13 protein-coding genes are annotated in these 20,805 nt (G+C 72.6%); 7 read left to right on the forward strand and 6 right to left on the reverse strand.

The genetic code is table 11. The features are described from left to right. On the forward strand, positions 1-1,621 hold a 1,621-nt coding region (locus ABZX96_RS36350), incomplete at its 5' end, for a PQQ-binding-like beta-propeller repeat protein (protein ID WP_355553367.1). Between the two features lie 227 nt (positions 1,622-1,848). Here the strand turns inward: ABZX96_RS36350 and ABZX96_RS36355 are convergent. Together ABZX96_RS36355 and ABZX96_RS36360 are read right to left on the reverse strand one after the other, a co-directional pair. Beyond that, positions 1,849-2,499 (reverse strand): hypothetical protein, encoded by a 651-nt coding sequence (locus tag ABZX96_RS36355; RefSeq protein WP_355553370.1) that lies wholly within the window; start codon positions 2,497-2,499, stop codon positions 1,849-1,851. 620 nt (positions 2,500-3,119) lie between these two features. Further along, positions 3,120-4,004 (reverse strand): NAD(P)-binding domain-containing protein, encoded by an 885-nt coding sequence (locus ABZX96_RS36360; RefSeq protein WP_355553373.1) that lies wholly within the window; start codon positions 4,002-4,004, stop codon positions 3,120-3,122. A 215-nt stretch (positions 4,005-4,219) separates the two neighbouring features. Here ABZX96_RS36360 and ABZX96_RS36365 point away from each other — a divergent pair, with 215 nt between their 5' ends. Continuing rightward, on the forward strand, positions 4,220-4,876 hold the full coding sequence (locus tag ABZX96_RS36365; RefSeq protein WP_355553375.1) for a TetR/AcrR family transcriptional regulator: 657 nt from the start codon (positions 4,220-4,222) through the stop codon (positions 4,874-4,876). A 723-nt stretch (positions 4,877-5,599) separates the two neighbouring features. Here ABZX96_RS36365 and ABZX96_RS36370 read toward each other — a convergent pair. Both ABZX96_RS36370 and ABZX96_RS36375 read right to left on the reverse strand, forming a co-directional pair. Beyond that, entirely contained in the window at positions 5,600-5,812 is a 213-nt protein-coding gene (locus tag ABZX96_RS36370; RefSeq protein ID WP_355553378.1) for a hypothetical protein, read from the reverse strand. 324 nt (positions 5,813-6,136) lie between these two features. Continuing rightward, the gene (locus ABZX96_RS36375) at positions 6,137-9,076 is read right to left on the reverse strand and encodes a BTAD domain-containing putative transcriptional regulator (protein WP_355553380.1); all 2,940 of its coding nucleotides are present in this window, start codon (positions 9,074-9,076) and stop codon (positions 6,137-6,139) included. 466 nt (positions 9,077-9,542) lie between these two features. Between ABZX96_RS36375 and ABZX96_RS36380 the strand changes: the two genes are divergently transcribed. After that, complete coding sequence (locus ABZX96_RS36380) at positions 9,543-10,670, forward strand: LLM class flavin-dependent oxidoreductase (protein ID WP_355553383.1); 1,128 nt, start codon at positions 9,543-9,545, stop codon at positions 10,668-10,670. Between the two features lie 632 nt (positions 10,671-11,302). Further along, the gene (locus ABZX96_RS36385) at positions 11,303-12,868 is read left to right on the forward strand and encodes an APC family permease (RefSeq protein WP_355553386.1); all 1,566 of its coding nucleotides are present in this window, start codon (positions 11,303-11,305) and stop codon (positions 12,866-12,868) included. 64 nt (positions 12,869-12,932) lie between these two features. Here ABZX96_RS36385 and ABZX96_RS36390 read toward each other — a convergent pair whose 3' ends face one another. Next, the gene (locus ABZX96_RS36390) at positions 12,933-14,447 is read right to left on the reverse strand and encodes a CehA/McbA family metallohydrolase (RefSeq protein ID WP_355553389.1); all 1,515 of its coding nucleotides are present in this window, start codon (positions 14,445-14,447) and stop codon (positions 12,933-12,935) included. A 319-nt stretch (positions 14,448-14,766) separates the two neighbouring features. Here ABZX96_RS36390 and ABZX96_RS36395 point away from each other — a divergent pair, with 319 nt between their 5' ends. Next, positions 14,767-15,591, forward strand: a complete 825-nt coding sequence (locus ABZX96_RS36395; protein ID WP_355553392.1) for a TIGR03619 family F420-dependent LLM class oxidoreductase — start codon at positions 14,767-14,769, stop codon at positions 15,589-15,591. Positions 15,592-15,860: 269 nt separating this feature from the next. Then, positions 15,861-18,707, forward strand: coding sequence for a bifunctional FO biosynthesis protein CofGH (locus ABZX96_RS36400; RefSeq protein ID WP_355553395.1), 2,847 nt, complete (start codon positions 15,861-15,863; stop codon positions 18,705-18,707). A 146-nt stretch (positions 18,708-18,853) separates the two neighbouring features. On the opposite strand, the gene ABZX96_RS36405 is transcribed toward ABZX96_RS36400, so the two are convergent. After that, positions 18,854-19,108: a hypothetical protein gene (locus tag ABZX96_RS36405; protein WP_355553398.1), complete on the reverse strand. Its 255-nt coding sequence runs from the start codon at positions 19,106-19,108 to the stop codon at positions 18,854-18,856. Between the two features lie 432 nt (positions 19,109-19,540). Between ABZX96_RS36405 and ABZX96_RS36410 the strand changes: the two genes are divergently transcribed. After that, complete coding sequence (locus ABZX96_RS36410) at positions 19,541-20,662, forward strand: ADP-ribosylglycohydrolase family protein (RefSeq protein WP_355553401.1); 1,122 nt, start codon at positions 19,541-19,543, stop codon at positions 20,660-20,662. The last annotated feature ends 143 nt before the right edge of the window (positions 20,663-20,805 follow it).

Consider the following 20,805-nt stretch of genomic DNA (forward strand, 5'->3'; position numbering starts at 1 on the left):
CGCCCGCCGGGCCGAGGACCCGCGCGGCCCGGCCCGCCCGCCGCGGCCCGCGCCCGGCACCGGGCCGATCGCGCCCGCCACCGCGTCGGCGCCCGAGCCGGCTCCCGCCGTCCAGGCCGCGTCCGGGGCGGTCTCGCACGCCCCGGTGGCGCCCCCGCCGCCGCCTCCCGCGCCCCCGATGGCGCCCCACCCGGCCGAGGCGGAGGGGACGGGACCGGACGGCCCGGTACGGCTCGCGGGATCGTCCGCCGCCATAGGGCCGGGCCCCCGCGCGGCGGACGGCCGCGAGACACCGCCGTCGGCGCAGGCCGCCCCGGCGACGGACTGGGTGCGCCCGCCGGGCGCCGGTCCGTCCGTGCCCCCGCAGGCCACGGCAGGGGAGAGCCAGGGCCCGGCGCACGCCCGTGCGGACGCCGGCGCGGCGGAGCCGCCGGTCGGCGTGACCGCCCCACCGCCCACCGGTCAGGCCCTGGGCCAGGACGCCGCGCCGGGGCGCTGGCGGCCCTGGCGCTTCCGGATGTCGAACGACGTGTGGGGCACCCCCGTCGTCTCCGGCGACCTCGTCTACGTCACGTCCTTCGAGGTGCACGCCCTGGACGTGGCCAGCGGCCGGCGGCGGTTCAAGACCCGCGAGGTCGCCTGGTCGATGGCGGTCGCGGACGGGCTCGTCCACGCCTCGGACGGCCCGAGCCTGTACGCGCTGGACGCGACGGACGGCACCGAGCGCTGGCGGCTGAGCACCGAGGGCTGGGTCTACGCGCTCACCGTCGAGCGGAACACGGTCGTCACCGGCACCCGCGGCGGCGGGGCGCAGGCCTGGGAGGCCACCACCGGCGCGCCGCTGTGGGACGTCACCGGCGTCCAGAGCGACTTCGAGACGGCCGAGTCGGGCCCGGTCCTGCACGAGGGCACGGTGTTCCTGTGGGCCGACGGGCGGCTGAAGGCGCTGGAGGCCCGGACGGGCGCCGAGCGCTGGTCGTACCCGGTCGGCGACGCGGCGGCCTGCGGCGGGGTGCCGATGCGGCTGCTGCCCGCACCGGACGGCGCGGTCTACGTCACCGCGGGGACCCGCGTCCTGGCGCTCGACATCGCCCGCGGCGACCTGCGCTGGCAGTTCGAGGCACCGGCGGTCTTCCTCGCCCCGCCCGCGTACGCGCCCGGCCCGGCCGTCACCGGCGGTGGCGTCTACCTCGCGGACTACCTCGGCACGGTCTACGCCCTGGACGCGGCCGACGGCCGGGACCGCTGGCGCATCGCCACCGAGGCGCGCCAGTCCGCCGAACCGGTCCTGGTCGTGGACGGTGCCGTGCACCTCGGCAGCGGCAAGGCCCTCTACACGCTGGACGCCGTCACCGGCACGCCGCGCTGGCGCTTCCAGGCGGGCGGCGAGGTCGTCGGCGCCCCGGTGGTCGCGGACGGCCGCGTCCACTTCGGCTCCGCCGACCACTGCCTCTACACGCTCGACGCGATGGGCGGCCAGCTCCGCTGGAAGCTCGCCACCGGCGGCGAGATCACCGGCACGCCGGTGGCGGTCGCGGGCGTCGTCTACGCGTGCAGCAAGGACCGCTGCGTGTATGCCCTGGACGCGGAGAAGGGGACGGGGCTGCCGCGCCGGTCGTAGGCGAGGGTGACCAAGGGGGACGGCTGCCGCGCCGGTTGGAGGGGGAGGAAGCCGTTGTCCTGGCGGGAGCGGGGCGCGGCCGACTCTTGGGGCCGGGGTGGGGCGTCGGCCGCCGCGCGTCGGCCGTCGCTCTGGAACGAGCGGGATGCGGCGCCCCCCGTGGCCAGTGGGGGAAAGCCGGTGCGGCGCGGGCCGCCTGGGCCTGGCGGGCGGCTGACGCTCCCGGCCTACGGTTCCTTGTCCCAGTGGGGTGGGGCGGGTGGCGGCCCGCCGGTGGCGGGGTCGGTGCCGTGGGCGGGACGTCCTGAGGGCCCGGCGCCCGGGGACCCGTACGGCCGGGCCTGGGTCGGGTACGTGCTGATGTCCTCGCCGGTGTGGCCCTCGTACGACCGGCCGGTCGTGGCACCGTAAGGGCCAACGTCCCCAGGACCGCGCGGGCGGCCGTCGTCGCGCGCCCGGCCGGCGCCGCGACCGCTCATCAGCGCGGCGCCCAGCAGCATCACCACGCCACCGCCCAGCGCCATGGCCGAGCCTATGCCGAGCCCCCGGTCGGCGGCGCTGCCGACCGACAGGCTGCCCGCCGCCTGCCCCTGCCGCACCATCCACAGGACGGTGAAGCCGAGCGCCACCACCCCCGCGAGCGCGACGAGCGCCCGCGCGTGCAGTGCCACGCCCACCACCGCCACCAGGGCGGCGAAGGCCATCGGGAGGAGCAGCGACTCGTACAGGCCCGAGTTGGTGGCGGTGATGCCGCCGAAGAGGTCCCGGACGCGGATGTCCTCGCCGTGCCGGTCGTCGTACCAGGGGCGGAAGCAGCTCCAGACGGCCGCCGCCGCGCCGATGAGTGCGAAAAGGGATCCGAGTACGTTGCGTACCACCGGGCATCGCCTCGCTCTGTCGCCGTCGCCCTGCTGGTGACAGCCTTCCCCGGATCCACCCCGACTCGCGCCGGGGTTTCCCCGGACTTCTCCCGGACCTTTCCCTGACGTCCCCCGGACTTTTCGCCTCTTCCGGTTGGGACTTCCGGGTCGGGCTTCCGGTTGGGACCTTCGGTTGGGGCTTCCGGTTGGGGCTTCCGAGTCGGCTTCCCGAGTCGGCCTCCCGGTTCGGACTTCGTCCGCGAGGGCGGCCACCCGTCCGGCGCCCCCGGCATCCGTCCGACGCCCTCGCCACCCGTCCGGCGCCCTCCGTGCCCCGTCGGACTTCAGGTCCGGCACCTTCGAACCGACGCTACGCCCGTCCGCCGGACCGCGCTACGGCATCGCGTTCCCGCAGGTCGGCGGACGCGCGAGGGGGCAGTCGTCCGCAGTGCCGGACGGCCGGGGACGGAGCGGGAAGACCCGGTGACGTCCCCGGCCTCCCACCCCGTACGAAGCGCCGGCCGCCACACCCCCGCGGCACCGGCCGCCACCTCCCCGGAGCGAGACCCGACCCCTGACCCCGATCCCGGTCCCGGCCCCCGGCCGCCGGTCCCGGCCCCCGGCCGCCGGTCCCGGCATCAGGCCGAGGCGACGGCCTTCTTGAACACCTCCACCAGGCTGGTGAAGCTGTCCCCGGAGTGGCCCTGCGCCATGCCGCGCCGGAAGACCTCCAGCACCGCGGCCGGCAGCGCGGTGTCCACCCCGGCCGCCTCCGTGGTGTGCACGATGTGCTCCACGCTCGCCGCGCCCATGGCCAGCTTGTCGACGTCACCGGCGTGGTTCCCGGCGTTGATGCGCGGGGTGTAGAAACCGGCGAAGTTCGGCAGCGAGGACAGCGCGGAAGCGACGTACGGCTGGAGCTCCTCGGCCGTGATGCCGTGCGCGTCGGCGAGCGCGACGGCGTGCAGGTAGCTGAGCATGCTGGTCCAGAAGATGTCCATCAGGATCTGGTAGTACAGCGCCGCCAGCCCCGGGTCCTCGCCCCGGTAGTCGGTGGCGGTGAGCACCTTCAGCGTCTCCTGGTGCGCCTCGAAGAGGTCCTTGGGACCGCTGTAGAACGTGGCGGACTCCGGGCTTCCGATGCCCGACGGCGGCACCTGCACGCCCCCGGTGAGGTGTCGGGCGCCGTGGCCCGCCGCCCACTCGGCCGCCGCGCGCGCCTTCTCGGGGGTGTCGGAGCTGAGGTTGACCAGGACGCGGCCGGCCAGCGCGTCGGTGGCCTGGCCGAGGATGGCGTACATCGCGTCGTAGTCGGTCAGGCTCAGCACCACCAGTTCGTTGGCGGCCAGCGCCTCCTGGACGGTGGCCGCCAGGACGGCGCCCTTGGCCACCAGCGGGTCGGCCTTGCTCGCGGTGCGGTTCCAGACGGTCACCTGGTAGCCGCGCTCCAGGAACGTGGAAACCATCGCCTGTCCCATGGGGCCGAGCCCGATGACGGTCACGGACTGCTGGGTGTCGCTCATGAAGAACCCGCCTTCTGTTGCCTGGGGAACGAGGGGAACTGCCTGATGTCCGCGGAACGGTCCGTGGGGCTGGGGGAGGAGCGGTGATGCCGCGACCGGGGCCCGATCGCCGTCCCCCGCCACGCCACTAGAACGATCGCTCTACTCGGACGGCGAGAAACATAGCACAGCTCTAGAACGAACGCTCTACTCACTGATCTCGGTAAACTCGCGGTATGCAGACAAAGGACCAGGCCCCTCAGTCCGCTGCCCCGTCCGCCGGCGCCTCCCGCGCGCGGCGGTCACCGGCCGCCGCCGACCCCGCCGCCCTCGGGACCCGCGACCGCATCGTCCGGGCCACCTCCCGGCTGATGCAGCGCCAGGGGTACGAGGGGACGGGCATCAAGCAGATCTCCAAGGAGGCCGGCGCCACCCTCGGCTCCGTCTACCACTTCTTCCCGGGCGGCAAGCAGGAGCTGGCCGCCGAGGCGATCCGCCACGGGGACCGGGAGTTCGCGGAGATGCTGCGGGAGGCCATGGAGAGTGCCGACGACCCCGCGGAGGCGGTCGCGGGCTGCGCCCGCACGCTGGCCCGCGAACTGCACGCGTCCGACTGGATCGACGGCTGCCCCATCGCGGCCACCGCCCTGGAGACCGTCGGCCGCACCCCGGGCATCCAGGAGGCCGTGGCGCGGGCCTTCGAGAACTGGCAGCGCATCGTGTACGACAAGCTGTGCGCCGCGGGTTTCGCCGAAGAGGTCGCCCGCGACCTGGCGTACACCGTGATCAGTGTGCTGGAAGGCGCCGAGTTGTCCGCCCAGGTGTCGCGCAGCGAACGCCCGCTGATGGCCGCCGCGGAACACCTGGCCCGCCTGATCGCGTCTTATCGGTGACGTGGAGGCGCCTGGCGGCACAGAAGCTGGACGGGCGCTTTTCCCCGCCTCACGCTCCGGGTGATGGAGCGCTAATCCGTTGCCGGGGTGAAAAACTGACGGCCCATTAGTATTTTTCGCGCAGGCCGCCGGGGCATTCGGAGTCCGGCCGTCACACGGCCATAGCGCACCGGAAATCCCCGCGAACCACGCGAAATTCCGTGCCCTCTGGGCAAGGCCCATGGTCTCCGCGGAAATTCCGTAGTGCGCGCGAATCCCGCACGCATCCTGGATGAAAGCGCACGCTCGGCCAACGGCGCCCACCGGCTCAAAGGATGGCGCCCCGAAAAACCCCACCAGGTGAGCGGAACGGGCACCGCCGCACCAAGCACGCCCCCCGGCGCATTCCACACGGGTGCGACGCCGACGGAAACGGGTGCGACGCCGACCGAAACGGCTCCGACGCGGACGGAAACGGCTCCGACGCGGACGGAAACGGCCCGAAGGCACCCCGCCGCAGCACCTGCCGCGAAAATGGCCGCAGGGACCGGCTTCGATGACTCCCCTCCGGCCATCGAAGCCGACCCCTGCGATCCCCCGAAAACCATTGCTCAGTACGTGGTGTCGTGCATTCCCCCATACCACCGCGTACCGTTCACAGCTTGCTGCCTTGCTGCCTTGCTGCCTTGCTGCCCTGCTTCTTCTTGCTTCTTGCCTCTTGCTGTCCCCCTGCCTTGCCGATCCTTACTGCGGTTCGGCGATGGGCCGGTGGTTGTCCTGCGTGGTCACCGGTCCCTCACCCGGCACCGTCCGCGGCTTTTCCTTCGCCTTGACGGGCTTGACGGGCTTGACGGGAACGTCAGGTCCGACGATCGGACGGTGGTTGTCGAGCGGCTTGACGATGTCCTGGTCGTCGACCTTCTTGGCTGGCGACGGTGGCTTCTTGTTGACGCTCACGATGATCAACTCCTGCGTTCGGGCGCTTGGGGCCCGCCCGGCCGGCTACTCCCCCGTGGGTCGCCGGACGGGTGGGCCGGGGCCGGCACCCCGCGGTGCGGCCTCGTTCCGAGCCGCTTGCCCCCCGAGGCGGCGGTTCGGTACGTAAGAGAGTGACGTGCGACGATGAACGATCGATAAACGTCCGCTGCACGCGGCGGCGCCGGGGCCCACCGGCCCTACCGCCGGGGCCCGGACCATGTCCGGCCCGGCCGCGAACCCACCCCCGCCACCCCTGTGACCAGGGGTTTCGTTGTGAGCACCGGCAAGCGTGGCACAGCGCGCCTACACGGTCGCGACGGGCGTCAGGAGCTTGCGCACCTTGACGCTCTCCGCCGAACCCAGCCGCTCGTAAATGGAGAGCGCCTCCTGCCAGCAGACGTGGGCCCGGCCGGTGTGCCCGATCTCGTTCAGCGCGCGCCCCAGCGTCGTCAGGGCGTTGGCCCGCCACCACTCCCCGCCGATGCCGCGCAGTGCGGTGAGCGCCTGTTCGGCGTGGTTGGCCGCCTGCGCCGGGCGTTCGGCGGCGAGATCGACCTCGGCCAGCCGGAAGTACGTCATGCCCTCCCAGAAGCGCTGCCGGCTGTCCTGGAAGATCACCAGCGCCTGGTGCAGCTGGTCGGCGGCGTCGTCCAGCCGCTTGGCGAGGGTGAACGCCAGAGCCAGTGCGTACATGCCGTTGGCCAGCCGCCGGGTGGCGCCGAGGTGCCGGTAGATGGCGATGCCCTGCTGCGCCAGCTCGATCGCGCTGTCCACCCGCCCGGTGTCCAGGTGCACCCGGGAGAGGTTGCACAGCGCGCTGGCCTCGGCCTGCTTGTTGTCGTCGGCGCGGAACGCGGCGAGCGCCTGGCTCAGGTACGCCTCGGCGTCCGCGTGCCGCTGCTGCTCGCCGGCGATGATGGCCCGGTCGTTGGGCGCGTACGAGGACGAGAACGGGTCCTGGATCGCGGCACCCAGCTCCATGGCGGCCTTGGCGTGCTCGTCCGCCTCGTCGAGCCGGCCGGCCAGGGTGTGGACGTTGGTGAGGGCGGTGTGCAGCCGCGCCTGCGCGTGCAGGTCCTCGGCCTCGCGGGCGGCGGCCAGCAGCGTCATGTTGGCCTGCTCGTACTGCCGGGCGTCGGCGCCGGACTCGGCGAGGTCGCGGGTGAGCAGCAGCAGGTCCACGGCGCGCCGCAGCGACGCCTTGTCCCGCGACTGCTGCGCGCACGCCAGCAGGCACCCGGACTCCCCGAACAGCCAGTCCAGCGCCGTGCTGCGGTCCTGGAAGACGACGCCGGGCTGGCCGGTGCTCTCCATATGGTCCACGAGCCGGTCGCCGGGCCGCTCCAGCGCGTACATGTGGGCGGCGGTGGCCAGGTAGAAGTCCAGCAGCCGGGACAGCGCCGCGTCGCGTTCGGACGGCGGGTGCTCGTCCCGTTCGGCGCATGCACGCGCGTAGAGTCGTACGAGATCGTGGAAGCGGTAGCGGCCCGGCGCGGCGGACTCCAGCAGGGAGGCGTCGACCAGGGACTCGACCAGGTCCTCGGCGTCGTCCAGCGGCATGTCCAGGATGGCCGCCGCGGCGGCGAGGGAGATGTCGGGGCCGTCGGCCAGGCCCAGCAGGCGGAAGGCGCGCGCCTGGTGGGGCTCCAGTTGGCCGTAACCCAGCTCGAAGGTCGCCTTGACGGCGAGGTCGCCGGCGCGCAGCTCGTCCAAACGGCGACGTTCGTCGGCCAGCTTCCGGGCGAGGACGGAGACCGTCCACGTGCGGCGGGAGGCCAGGCGCGAGGCGGCGATGCGGATGGCCAGCGGGAGGAAACCGCAGGCCCCCACCACGTCCATGGACGCCTCGCGCTCGGAGTTGACCCGCTCCTCGCCGACGATGCGGGTGAAGAGGGTGAGCGCCTCCTCCGGGCTCATGACGTCGAGGTCGACGAGGTGCGCGCCGGCCAGGTCGATCATCCGGGCCCGGCTGGTGATGAGCGCGGCGCACCCTTCCGCGCCGGGGAGGAGCGGGCGGATCTGCGCCGCGTCCCGGGCGTTGTCCAGGAGGGCCAGGACGCGGCGGCCGGCGAGCGTGGAGCGGTACAGGGCCGCGCGTTCCTCCAGGCCGTCGGGGATGGAGGCGTCCGGGGTGCCCAGGGCGCGCAGGAACGCCCCGAGCACCGCCTCCGGGTCGGACGGTGTGTGCCCGGCGCCCTGGAGGTCCGCGTACAGCTGTCCGTCCGGGAAGTGGTCACGGGCGGCGTGCGCGATGTGGACGGCCAGCGTGGTCTTGCCGACGCCGCCGATCCCGGCGACCGCCGACACCGCCATCACCGAGCCTCCCTCCGTCATGAGCTGCTCGCTGAGCTCGCTGACGAAGGAGGCGCGGCCGGTGAAGTCCGCGACGGTGGCGGGGAGTTGCTGGGGGCGGACGAAGACCGGTTCGCCGGGCGTCTCGTCGTGCGGCGGCACCGGCGCGTCCAGGTCCTCGTCCGCCCGCAGGATGCGCTGCTGGAGGTCGGAGAGGGACGAGCGCGGGTCCACGCCCAGCTCGTCGGCGAGCAGACGGCGCGTATCGGCGTATACGGCGAGCGCCTCGGCCTGCCGTCCGCTGCGGTACAGCGCCAGCATGAGGAGCTCGCGCAGCCGCTCGCGCAACGGGTGGGCGGCCGTCAGGGCGGTCAGCTCGGAGACCGCCTCGGCGTGGCAGCCGACCTCAAGGTCGAGTTCGAGGCGGGCCTCGATCAGGGAGAGCCGCCACTCCTCCAGGCGGGTGCGCTGCGTCTCCACGTACGGACCGGACAGCCCCGCCAGCGGCTCGCCGTCCCACAGCGCCAGCGCCGCTTCCAGCCGCTCGCGGGCGCCGCAGCGGTCACCGGAGGCCCGGGCCTTCTCGGCCTCGGCCGCGTACTGCTCGGCGTGGTCGAGGTCCAGGTCCAGTGGTCGGGCGCCGGTCGGCCGGATCGCGTATCCGCCGGACTCGCTGACCAGGGTGTCCGCGTCCGACCCGAACGCCTTGCGGAGCCGGGAGGCGTAGGTGCGCAGCGCGGGCAGCGCGGCGTGCGGCGGCTGGTCGCCCCACAGCGCGTCGACCAGTTCGGCGGCGGTGGCGGTCCGCCCGCCGCGCAGCAGAAGGGCGGCGAGCAGCGCGCGCTGCTGCGGGGAGCCGGCCGCCAATGGCGCCTCGCCGCGCCAGGCCCGCACGGGACCGAGCACGGTGAAGCGGAGCCGCTCCTGTCCCTGCCCCGGACCGTCGTCCATGGTGTCCCCCTGCCCTGTGCCCTTCCGTTCGCACCGGCCAGTCTGCCTTGTCGGAAGCACTTCCGTCAGTAGCGGTCTGGAGTGTGCATAAACCTTCGCCGACCGCCGGGCGTCCGGTGCGCATGCCGCCGGTCATTCGGTGATCGGTTGTTGGCCATTCGGGAGCGGTTTGTTGTGAAGAGGCGATCGCTTGACGGTCGGGTGGTGACCGAACGGGACCGCCGGGCGGAGAGTGGGCGCTGATCAGGGAGGGACGGGGACGGGAGGAGGCGAGGAAGGGCGTGGTGGGGGTGGGGGTGCTCGGCGGGCGGCTCCCGGGAGCGCGTCCGGGGCCGGACGGAGGGCGGCCGGAAGCGATTCCTCCGCGGCGAACCGGCGTTCCGGACGACCTTGACGGCGCGTACGGTCGATGCCACAGTCAACCCGCTCTGACGGGTCGTCAGCTCGGAAGGAACGGTGAACGGCCGTGGAATTCGGGATGTTTGTACAGGGCTACGTGCCCGCCGCTCGGGCCGAGACCGACCCCGAGGCGGAGCACCACGCACTGATGGAGGAGACCGAGTACGTCATCCAGGCGGACCGGTCCGGCTTCAAGTACGCCTGGGCCACCGAGCACCACTTCCTGGAGGAGTACTCCCACCTCTCGGCCAACGACGTGTTCCTCGGCTACCTCGCGCACGCCACCGAACGCATCCACCTGGGCTCCGGCATCTTCAACCCGCTGCCCGCCGTCAACCACCCGGTGAAGGTGGCCGAGAAGGTCGCCATGCTCGACCACCTCTCGGGCGGGCGCTTCGAATTCGGCTCCGGGCGCGGCGCGGGCAGCCACGAGATCCTCGGCTTCCTGCCGGGCGTCACGGACATGAACGCCACCAAGGAGATGTGGGAAGAGACCGTCGCCGAGTTTCCCAAGATGTGGCTCCAGGACGAGTACCAGGGCTTCCAGGGCAAACACTGGCAGCTCCCGCCCCGCAAGGTCCTGCCCAAGCCGTACGGCAGGTCGCACCCGGCCATGTGGTACGCGGCCGGGTCGCCGTCCTCGTACGCGATGGCCGCGCGCAAGGGCATGGGCGTGCTCGGCTTCAGCGTGCAGAAGGTCTCCGACATGGAGTGGGTCCTTGAGTCGTACAAGACGGCCGTCAAGGACGCGGAGCCCGTCGGCGCCTTCGTCAACGACAACATCATGGTGACCTCCACCGCGATCTGCGCCGAGACGCACGAGAAGGCGGTCGAGATCGCGGTCGGCGGCGGCCTGAACTACCTCCAGTCGCTCCTCTTCCGCTACCACGACACCTTCCCGCGCCCGGAGGGCATCCCGCGCTGGCCCGAGCTGCTGCCGGAGTACAGCGAGGAGATCATCGAGCTGCTGATCGCCGAGGAGCTGATGATCTGCGGCGATCCGGACGAGGTGCTGCGGCAGTGCGAGCGCTGGAACCAGGCCGGCGCCGACCAGCTCGCCTTCGGGCTGCCGATCGGGGTGTCCTACGAGGACACGATGAACACGATCAAGCTGATCGGCGAGCACGTCATCCCGAAGATCGACACGGACCCGGTGCACCGGACGACGCGGATGCGGGAGGGGCGGGGGGACTGAGTCGGGGGGCGTTGGGGTGGGGGGCTGAGCTGCGCGGTGGTGCGGTGGGCATGCGCCGGAGGCTGGGGAGGGGCGTCGGCTCCGGCGTGGGGGCGCCCGGTCTGCGGGAGGTCGGCGTCTGACCGGTGAGTGGTCGGTGCCTGGCCAGTGGGTGGCCGGTCGCCGGGCCGGTGGGTGGCGGGCGCTCGTCCGCTGAGCTTGAGGGGCGTCGGCTGTCGCACCGTGGCGGCCGACGGGGGCTCTTGCCTTGCGCAGGTGTGGAAGACGGAGGCCCCTTCCCTGGCGCAGATGGGAAGACGTAGGCCCGCTCCCCTGTACAGGTGCGGAAGACGGAAGGCCCGTTCCCTCGCCCAGGCGCGGCAGACGGAGGCGGGGGAGCGGAAGATCGACCGAAGGGATCGGCTCCCTCCCGCGCAAACCCGCACGGGAAATTTTTGAACCCGGACGAAACGGGCGCTCCTACGATTCCCGCATCGCGGAAGCAGTGCCTCACGCCTTCGAGCTGCCTACCGAAGGCGTCATCCAAGCTTCAATTACTTGATCAACTGGTGTCGCCGCCACGCAAGGTGAAGGTTCCCCGGGCGGAATCTCTTCCTCCGGATACGGAAACAGCAGCACTTAACGTCCTGTTCATGGTTCAGGCAGACCCGCGGCCCCCGGCCGGAGACACGGTAACGAGCGTCGGCGACGGCGGCGGGGACACCCGTAGCAAGGGTCTGAGCGGCAATTCGGTCGGGCTGCTGGGCAGCGCAGTGATCGGCATCTCCACCGTCGCGCCCGTGTACTGCCTGACCTCCACCCTGGGGCCGACCGTCGGCGAGGTCGGCCTGCAGATGCCCGCCGTCTTCCTCGCGGGCTTCCTGCCGATGCTGCTCGTCGCCTTCGCCTACCGCGAGCTGAACAAGGCCGTGCCCGACTGCGGCACCTCCTTCACCTGGACCGTCAAGGCCTTCGGGCCGCGCGTCGGCTGGATGTGCGGCTGGGGCATGGTCATCGCGACGATCATCGTGCTCTCCAATCTCGCCGGTGTCGCGACCTCCTATTTCTGGCTTCTACTGGGCGAGCTCACCGGCAGCCCCGCGGTGGCCGACCTCGACGGGAACACCCCCGTTCACGTCCTGACCTGCCTGATCTTCATAGCCGTCGCCACGGCCATCAGCTACCGCGGCATGACGGCCACCAAGGGCGTGCAGTACACACTCGTCGGGTTGCAGCTCGTCGTGCTGGCCGTCTTCGTCGTCATGGCCGTCGGCAAGGCGCGCTCCGGCGACTTCGCGGGCTCGATCGACTTCTCCTGGTCGTGGATGAATCCCTTCGAGGTCCCCTCCTTCAGCGCCTTCACCGCGGGCCTGTCTCTGTCGATCTTCATGTTCTGGGGCTGGGACACCTGCCTGACGGTGAACGAGGAGACCGCGGGCAGCGCCAAGACCCCCGGCCGGGCCGCGCTGCTGGCGATGCTCGTCCTGATCGGCTCCTACCTCCTGACCGCCGTCGGCACCCAGATGTTCGCCGGTGTCGGGGACAAGGGCCTGGGCCTGGGCAACCCGGACACGTCCGACAACGTCTTCGCCGCGCTGGCCAGCCCCGTCATGGGGCCGGTGCTCGGCGTCCTGCTCTTCGTCGCCGTCCTCGCCTCGGCGGCGGCCAGCCTCCAGACCACCTTCATCCCCGTGGCCCGCACGGTGCTGGCCATGAGCACGTACGAGGCCCTGCCGCCCTCGTTCGCGCGGGTGCACCCGCGTTTCCGCTCCCCGGGCCGGGCCACCATCGCGGCCGGCACCGCCACCGGCGTGTTCTACGCCGTGATGAGCTTCCTGAGCCAGAACGTGCTGGTCGACACGATCTACGCCCTCGGCCTCATGATCTGCTTCTACTACTCGATCACCGCCTTCGCCTGTGCCTGGTTCTTCCGCCGGGAACTGCGCACGTCCACCCGGGACCTGTTCCTCAAGGGCGTCTTTCCCGTGCTCGGTGGTCTCCTCCTCGCCGCCGTCTTCCTCAAGACGCTGATCGACATGTGGAACCCGGCCTACGGCTCGGGCAGCTCCGTCTTCGGCGTCGGCTCGGTCTTCGTCATCGGTGTCGGTCTGCTCCTCGTCGGCTTCGTGATCATGTTGGTGATGCGGCGGCGCAGCCCCGCCTTCTTCCGCGGCGAGGTCCTCACCCAGGCCACTCCGGCGCTGGTGGTCGAGGACTGAGACGACGCCGGACACGGAGCTGCCCGAGCCGGCGAGAAGCGATGGGGCAGACGGAGCCCGGCCCCTACGCCCTTCCCAGGAACACCGGATTCGTCATCGCCGCCATCGGCCCCGGGAGCCCCTGGACGACCGGCGGGTGGCGGACCTCCGCCCGTATGTAGGCGGCGTGGTCGGGGGTGGTCTGCCATTGGACGGTGCCGCTGCCGGAGGCGGGCAGCGGGGACGAGTGCAGCACGCCCTGGTCGGTGACGAAACGCACCGTGCAGCCGGGGGCACCGGAGACCTTCAGCCGTGCCGTGGCCTTGGACGCGCGGGGAACGCGGAGGCGTTCGCCGATGCCCGCGTGCTCGCCCCGTTCCCCGGTCACCGAGAACGCCAGGTCCACTTGGGCGGACTCGGCGATCCAGACCCGGCCGGCGCGGATGCCGTCCTGGATCTCCCGGCGGGAGAGGTCGTCGGCCAGGACGACGGTCTGGGGGAGCCCGATGACGTCCGGGTCGCGGTGGGCGTCGCTGTGGCCGACGGCGGGCAGCCAGTCCCCGCGGCCCTGGGCGTGCGCGACCAGGGTGTTGTCCCACTCCGCGAGGGCGACCTCGTCCTCGGGGGAGTAGGGGCCGTTCCACACCTCGACCGCGTCGGCCTCCTCGAAGCCGAACTTCCAGTTGCAGCCGATGCAGGTGGCGTGCGGGTGGGCCGGAATGACCAGGCCCCCGGCGCGGCGGATGGCGCGGGCGTACCGGCCGAAGGCGTGGTCCCGCGCGCGGTACCGCCAGTCGATGAAGGCGCCGGGGTCGGTGCCCATCGCCACGACGTGGCCGTTGCGGGTGGTGACCTCCTCGCCGGTCAGGATGAGCAGGTCGTCCCCCCACAGCCCGTCCCACGCCGCGTGCGCGGAGGTGGTGTTGTGCTCGGAGGAGTTGATGAAGTCCAGACCGGCGGCGCGGGCGAGCGCGGCGATCTGTGCGGGTGTGCGTTTGCCGTCCGAGTAGACGCTGTGGAGGTGGTTGTCACCGCGGTACCAGGCGCGGCCCCGGCCCTTGGCGCGCTCGGGCGGGTAGACCGGTTCGGGCGTGCGTCCCCGGGGGCCGAAGCGCAGGGTGACGTCGACCTCGTAGTCCATCCCCTGCGGGGCGACGGTGTACGGGCCGAGGACGACGTGCCAGACGCCGGCGTCGATCGGGCCGGGGAGGTACCCGGGGGTGGCCTTCTCCGCGCTGATGGCGAACTCCGTACGCGCCCCGCCGGACCAGCCGCGGAACCCCTCGCCGCCGAGTTCCGTGCCGCGCTCGTCGAAGATCCCTATGTCGCAGGCGTTGCCGACGGTCCCCTCGGGGACGGTCGGTCTGTCGTAGCGGTACGAGACGGCGATCTCCCGCACCCCTCGCCCCACCTCGATCGGCAGGTACACGAAGTCGGGGGCGCCCGGGGGCAGGTGGCCACGGACCGTACGGGTCTGCTCGGCGCCTTCCCCGGGACGGTCCGCCGCGTGCGCCGCGTCCGCGAAGCTCACGGGATCGAGCGTAAGCGCGCCCGCCGCACCCGCGACAGCGGTGAGCTTGAGAATGTCGCGTCGGTCCACTTCTGATCCCCCTGCGGTGGTTGGGTCGTGCCTGCTTGGGTGTGCCGTGGGTTGTCTTCCTTGTTGGTTCTGTCTGTCTGTGCTGTTTCTGCTCGGCTGTGCTGTTTACGGTCGCCTGCGCTGTTTCCGCTGTTCTGAGCTGTTTCCCTCGTCCTGCGCAGTTTCCGCTGTCCTGTGGCGTCGTTGCTGAGATGTGCCGGATGCTGCCCGCGAGAACTGTTGTACGCGCAGATGACCCACGCGCGACAGGCCTGTGGATAACTTCCGGTCGGCAGGGCACCATGCGTTCACTCACACGCCTGACGCGGAGGTTCGCCCCATGCGAATCGCGACCACGATCATGCTGACCGACGAGACGATCCGGCCGGACCGGCTGGCGCGCGAGCTGGAGCAGCGCGGCTTCGCCGGTCTCTATCTCCCCGAGCACACCCACGTTCCGGTCAGCCGGGACACCCCGGCCCCGATGGGCGAGCCGCTGCCCCGGGCGTACGGGCGGACCCTCGAACCACTCATCGCCCTCGGCCAGGCCGCCGCCGTCACCGAGCACCTCGCGCTGGGCACCGGCATCACCCTCGTGGCCCAGCACGACCCGATCGACCTGGCCAAGCAGGTGGCGACGCTGGACTTCCTCTCCGGCGGACGGTTCACCCTGGGCGTCGGGTACGGCTGGAACGTCGAGGAGGCCGCCGACCACGGCGTGGAATGGGCGACCCGGCGAGCCCTCGTGCGGGACCGGCTGGGGCTGATGCGGGCCTTGTGGGCGCCGTCGCCGACCGCGTACGAGGGGGAGTTCGGCTCCGTACGGGCGTCGTACGCGTACCCGAAACCGGCCGGAGGCGCGCCGCGCGTGCTGCTCGGCGGCGCGGCTGGCCCCAAGTTCTTCGCGCAGGTGGCGGAGTACGCGGACGGGTGGCTGCCGATCGGCGGAAGGGGGCTGGCGGAGGCGTTGCCGAAACTGCGGCGGGCATGGACGGAGGCGGGCCGGGCCGGGGAGCCGGAGGTGGTGCCGTACTCCGTCGTCCCTTCGGCCGGGAAGCTGGCGCGCTTCCGGGACCTGGGGCTGACGGAGGTCGTCCTCTCGGTGCCTTCCGGGGAGGAGGACGAGGTGCTGCGCACTTTGGACGATTACGCGCAATACCTGTGAAGCGGCGGACTATGGGGGCGGTGACCCTGTTGCCGGACGGGCCGCGTCGGGCACGGGCATGACGGTGGGAGTCCGTTCCATGGGCCGCCGCCAGGCTCGGTGCCCGTAATCGGGCACGGCCCCGGGGCCGCCCGTCCGTTCGGTCGTCCATACGGCGACGCGGCCCCAGAGGTGCGCCCCGGGCACCCGGGCGGCTCGTCACCACCCTTGGCGCCACCCATCCCCCGCCGTGCGGTTCCACCGTCAGAGGTCGCTCGTATGCTCGGGGGATGACTTCCAGCGCGCAGGGACCTGAGCAGGCACCAGATCAGGAACCGGGTCGGGGCACCCCTCAGCCCCAGCAAGGGCCGCAGGGCCCCGCGAGCGGCGCGCCGGCCCCGGGCACGGGCCGGCGGCCCGCACCGTCCGTCCCCACCGCCCCCGGCACGCCCGCGCCCGGGACCCTCCCCGCCCCCGGCACGCCCGCGCCCGAAACCGCGAGCACCCCCGCCCCCGCGTCCGGCACGACGAGCACCCCCGGCCCCGGCGCCCCCGCGTCCGGCACCACGAGCCGCCCCACCGCCAACGCCATGCGCCGCGCCCTCAAGCGCGCCCGCGACGGCGTGGCCCTCGACGTCACGGAAGCCGCCGTGCTGCTGCAGGCCCGGGGCGAGGACCTGCGGGACCTGTGCGCGTCCGCAGCCCGGGTGCGGGACGCGGGCCTGGAGGCGGCCGGGCGGCCCGGCGTCATCACGTACTCCAAGAGCGTCTTCATCCCGCTCACGCGCCTGTGCCGCGACAAGTGCCACTACTGCACCTTCGTCACCGTGCCCGGCAAACTGCGCCGCGCCGGGCACGGGATGTTCATGTCCCCGGACGAGGTGCTGGAGATCGCCCGCAAGGGCGCCGAGATGGGCTGCAAGGAAGCGCTCATCACGCTCGGCGACAAGCCCGAGGACCGCTGGCCCGAGGCGCGCGAGTGGCTGGAGGCCGAGGGGTACGACTCCACCATCGCCTACGTGCGGGCCATCTCCATCCGCATCCTGGAGGAGACGGGGCTGCTGCCCCACCTCAACCCCGGCGTGCTGACGTGGACGGACTTCCAGACCCTCAAGCCCGTCGCGCCGTCCATGGGCATGATGCTGGAGACCACCGCCGAGCGGCTGTGGAGCGAGCCGGGCGGCCCGCACTACGGCTCGCCGGACAAGGAACCGGCCGTGCGGCTGCGCTCCCTGGAGGACGCCGGGCGTTCCAACGTGCCCTTCACCAGCGGTCTGCTCATCGGCATCGGTGAGACGTACGAGGAGCGCGCGGAGTCGCTGTTCGCGCTGCGCAAGATCCAGCGGGCCTACCACGGCATCCAGGAACTGATCATCCAGAACTTCCGGGCCAAGCCGGACACGGCCATGCGCGGCATGCCCGACGCCGAGCTGGCGGACCTGGCGGCCACCATCGCGGTCGCCCGGCACGTCCTGGGCCCGGCCGCCTGCCTCCAGGCGCCGCCCAACCTCGTGGACTCCGAGTACGCGCTGCTCATCGGCGCGGGCATCGACGACTGGGGCGGCGTCTCGCCGGTCACCATCGACCACGTCAACCCCGAGCGACCCTGGCCGAAGATCGAGGAGCTGACGCGGCAGTCCGCCGCCGCCGGGTTCGAGCTGCGCGAACGCCTCGCCGTCTACCCCGAGTTCGTCCTGCGCGGCGAGCCCTGGCTGGACCCCCGCCTGATGCCGCACGTCAGCGCCCTGGCCGACCCGGAGACCGGCCTGGCGCGCGAGGACGCGGTGGTCACCGGCCGCCCCTGGCAGGAGCCCGACGAGGGCTTCTCGCTGCACTCCTCGGGCCGTACGGACCTGCATCACACCATCGACACCGAGGGCCGCACCTCCGACCGCCGTGATGACTTCGACGACGTGTACGGCGACTGGGACGCGCTGCGCGAGGCCGCCGCCCCTGGGATGGCGCCCTCCCGCCTGGACGCCGACGTGCGCGCGGCGCTGTCGGTGGCCGCCGACGACCCCACGCGCCTGACGGACGCCGAGGCGCTGGCGCTGCTGCACGCCGACGGCCCCGCCCTGGACGCCCTCTGCCGGATCGCGGACGACCTGCGGCGGGACACGGTCGGCGACGACGTCACGTACATCACCACCAGGAACATCAACTTCACCAACGTCTGCTACACCGGCTGCCGCTTCTGCGCCTTCGCGCAGCGCCGTACGGACGCCGACGCCTACACCCTGTCCCTGAGCCAGGTGGCCGACCGGGCCGAGCAGGCGTGGGAGGTGGGCGCGGTGGAGGTCTGCATGCAGGGCGGCATCCACCCCGACCTGCCCGGCACCGCGTACTTCGACATCGCGCGGGCGGTCAAGGAACGCGTCCCCGGGATGCACGTGCACGCCTTCTCCCCCATGGAGGTCGTCAACGGCGCGACGCGGACGGGGATGTCCATCCGGGAGTGGCTGAGCGAGGCCAAGGCCGCCGGGCTGGACACCATTCCGGGGACGGCGGCGGAGATCCTGGACGACGAGGTGCGCTGGGTCCTCACCAAGGGCAAGCTGCCCACCGCCACGTGGGTGGAGGTCGTCAAGACGGCCCACGAGCTGGGCATCCGCTCGTCCTCGACCATGATGTACGGGCACGTCGACCAGCCCCGCCACTGGCTCGGGCACTTCCGGCTGCTGGCCGAGATCCAGCAGGAGACCGGCGGGTTCACGGAGTTCGTCACGCTCCCGTTCATCCACACCAACGCGCCCGTCTACCTGGCGGGCATCGCCCGGCCCGGGCCCACCACCCGCGACAACCGGGCCGTCACCGCCATGGCCCGGGTGCTGCTCCACCCGCACATCACCAACATCCAGACGAGCTGGGTCAAACTCGGCACGGAGGGCGCCGCCGAGATGCTGCGCTCCGGCGCCAACGACCTCGGCGGCACCCTGATGGAGGAGACGATCTCCCGTATGGCGGGCTCCTCGTACGGCTCCTACCGCTCCATCCGTGACCTGATCGCCATCGCCGAGGCGGCCGGCCGCCCGGCCCGTCCCCGTACCACCACGTACGGCGAGGTGCCGGAGGAGCGGCAGGCGGCGGCGCTCGCCTCGGACGGGCACCTGCCGGAGCTGCTGCCGGTGCTGGAGTAAGGGCGCTCCAAAGGGCGGGCCGGGGCCTCTCCAGGGGGCGGGCCGGTCTGCCGATAGGCCAGTAGGGCGGCGGTCGGGAGCGCGCCCCTTGGGGCGCAGCCCTTGGGATCGCGCTCCTTGGGCCGCACCCCTTGGGGCGCCCCGCTTCACTCCTCGGTGTGCTCGGCCTCGTGCTGGAGGATGCACTCCTGCCAATGGGCCAGGGCTTCCTCCCGGTCGCCGCCCGCGTCCTCCGCCGCCACGATCAGCGCGTCGGCGGCCATCGCGGCCAGCCGCACCGCGATGTGGCACACGTCCACCTGCGGCAGCGGCCTGAGGAGCTCCACGGCTCCCTCGCTGTCGCCGGCGAGGGCACAGGCGACGATGGCCATGGTCGTGCGGTCCCATTCGTAGTCGGGCATGGGGGGAGCATGCCCACCCCGTGCCGGGACGAATGACGCCGTGGGAGGTTCGGGTGCGCACATGAGGGGGCCGGGACGCGCGGGACGGCGGCGCCCGGCGTGTGCGTGGGTACGCAGGTGACGAGGGGGTGCGCGGGGCGCATACGGGAGACGTACGCGGAACCCCGTGCGCACCGCGGCCGGGCTCCTGTGCGCACCGCGGTCGGGTTCCTCCCCGCACCCGTCGGCCCGGTGCCGCGAACCGGTCCCGGGCCCGGCCTGACCCCGGCCCCGCGCGCACCGGCACTCACTTCCCTCCCGCCCCGCCCAAGCACGACCACATGCCGGGCATCCTCGCCACCGAACCGATCGTTTCTGGTCGAATACAGTGCTGCGCCGGGGGACGGCCAAGCACCCCCGGAAGCAGTAGGCGGTCGGCTAACGGGAGGAACAGTGAACGCAGCGGCAGAGGGCACCCCCATATGGGGCCGGGCCGAGCGGCAGGACTTCCGGAGCCGGGTGCGCGGCTGCCTGCTGGGCGGGGCGATCGGGGACGCGCTCGGCGCGGGCATCGAGTTCGACTCCCTGGACGCGATCCGGAAGACGCACGGCCCTGAAGGCGTGACGGACTACGTGCCGGCCTACGGGCGGCGCGGCGCCGTCACCGACGACACGCAGATGACCCTCTTCACGGTCGACGGCCTCATCCGCGCCCAGGTGCGGCGCGACACCGGAGCCTGGCACCCGCCCACCGACGTCCACCGCGCCTACCTGCGCTGGGCCGCCACGCAGCGCGACTGGGGCCCGGACGAGCGCGAGGAGGGCGCCGGCTGGCTGGCCCGCGAGGAATGGCTGTACGCCCGGCGCGCCCCCGGGAACGCCTGCCTGAGCGGCCTGGCCGACCCGGTGATGGGCACGATGGAGCAGCCCAAGAACCCGGGTTCCAAGGGCTGCGGGGCCGTGATGCGCTCCGCGCCCTTCGGGCTGCTGGTCGGCTGGGACGCGGACCTGGTCTTCCAGCTCGCCGCCGAATGCGCCGTACAGACCCACGGCCACCCCACCGGATACCTCGCGGCCGGTGCGCTCGCCGTCATCACCCACGCGGTCACCCGCGGCGAGGACCTGAACGCCGCCGTCCACAAGGCGCTCGCGCGGCTGTCCGGCCACTCCGGCCACGAGGAGACGACCGAGGCCCTCCAGCAGGCGCTGAGCGCCGTACGGGAGGGCGTGCCGACGCCCGCCCGCGTGGAGTCCCTGGGCGCGGGCTGGACCGCCGAGGAGGCGCTGGCGATCGGCGTCTACTGCGCACTGGTCGCCGAGGACGTCCGGCACGGCCTGCTGCTGGCGGTGAACCACGGCGGGGACAGCGACTCCACGGGCGCGATCTGCGGCAACCTGCTGGGCGCGCTGCACGGCGAGACGGCCCTGCCGCCCGTATGGCTGGCCGAACTGGAGGGACGCGCGACGATCCTCCAGCTCGCGGACGACTTCGCGATGGAGATGACACAGGGCCCCTCCCTGCACGGTCTGAACGGCGCGGCCCCCGGGTGGCTGGCCCGGTATCCGCGGAGCTGAAGGCGCCTGACGCCATCTGACCGGGCCTGACGTCATCTGACTGAGCCTGTCTGTGTCTGGCGACGGGGGCGGGCCCTTTCAGAGCCTGCGGCCTTCCCCGAACCGCGGCCTCCCGGGGCGGCGCTGGAGCGCGCCGCCCCGGG

This window comes from Streptomyces sp. NPDC003077, assembly GCF_040611095.1.
In the GTDB taxonomy this organism is placed as follows: Bacteria; Actinomycetota; Actinomycetes; order Streptomycetales; family Streptomycetaceae; genus Streptomyces.

Coding starts and splice junctions, on each gene's coding strand:
- ABZX96_RS36360 (WP_355553373.1), bottom strand. CDS start 4,004: ATGAGCGACACCCAGCAGTCCGTGACCGTCATCGGGCTCGGCCCCATG.
- ABZX96_RS36365 (WP_355553375.1), top strand. CDS start 4,220: ATGCAGACAAAGGACCAGGCCCCTCAGTCCGCTGCCCCGTCCGCCGGC.
- ABZX96_RS36375 (WP_355553380.1), bottom strand. CDS start 9,076: ATGGACGACGGTCCGGGGCAGGGACAGGAGCGGCTCCGCTTCACCGTG.
- ABZX96_RS36385 (WP_355553386.1), top strand. CDS start 11,303: ATGGTTCAGGCAGACCCGCGGCCCCCGGCCGGAGACACGGTAACGAGC.
- ABZX96_RS36395 (WP_355553392.1), top strand. CDS start 14,767: ATGCGAATCGCGACCACGATCATGCTGACCGACGAGACGATCCGGCCG.
- ABZX96_RS36400 (WP_355553395.1), top strand. CDS start 15,861: ATGACTTCCAGCGCGCAGGGACCTGAGCAGGCACCAGATCAGGAACCG.
- ABZX96_RS36405 (WP_355553398.1), bottom strand. CDS start 19,108: ATGCCCGACTACGAATGGGACCGCACGACCATGGCCATCGTCGCCTGT.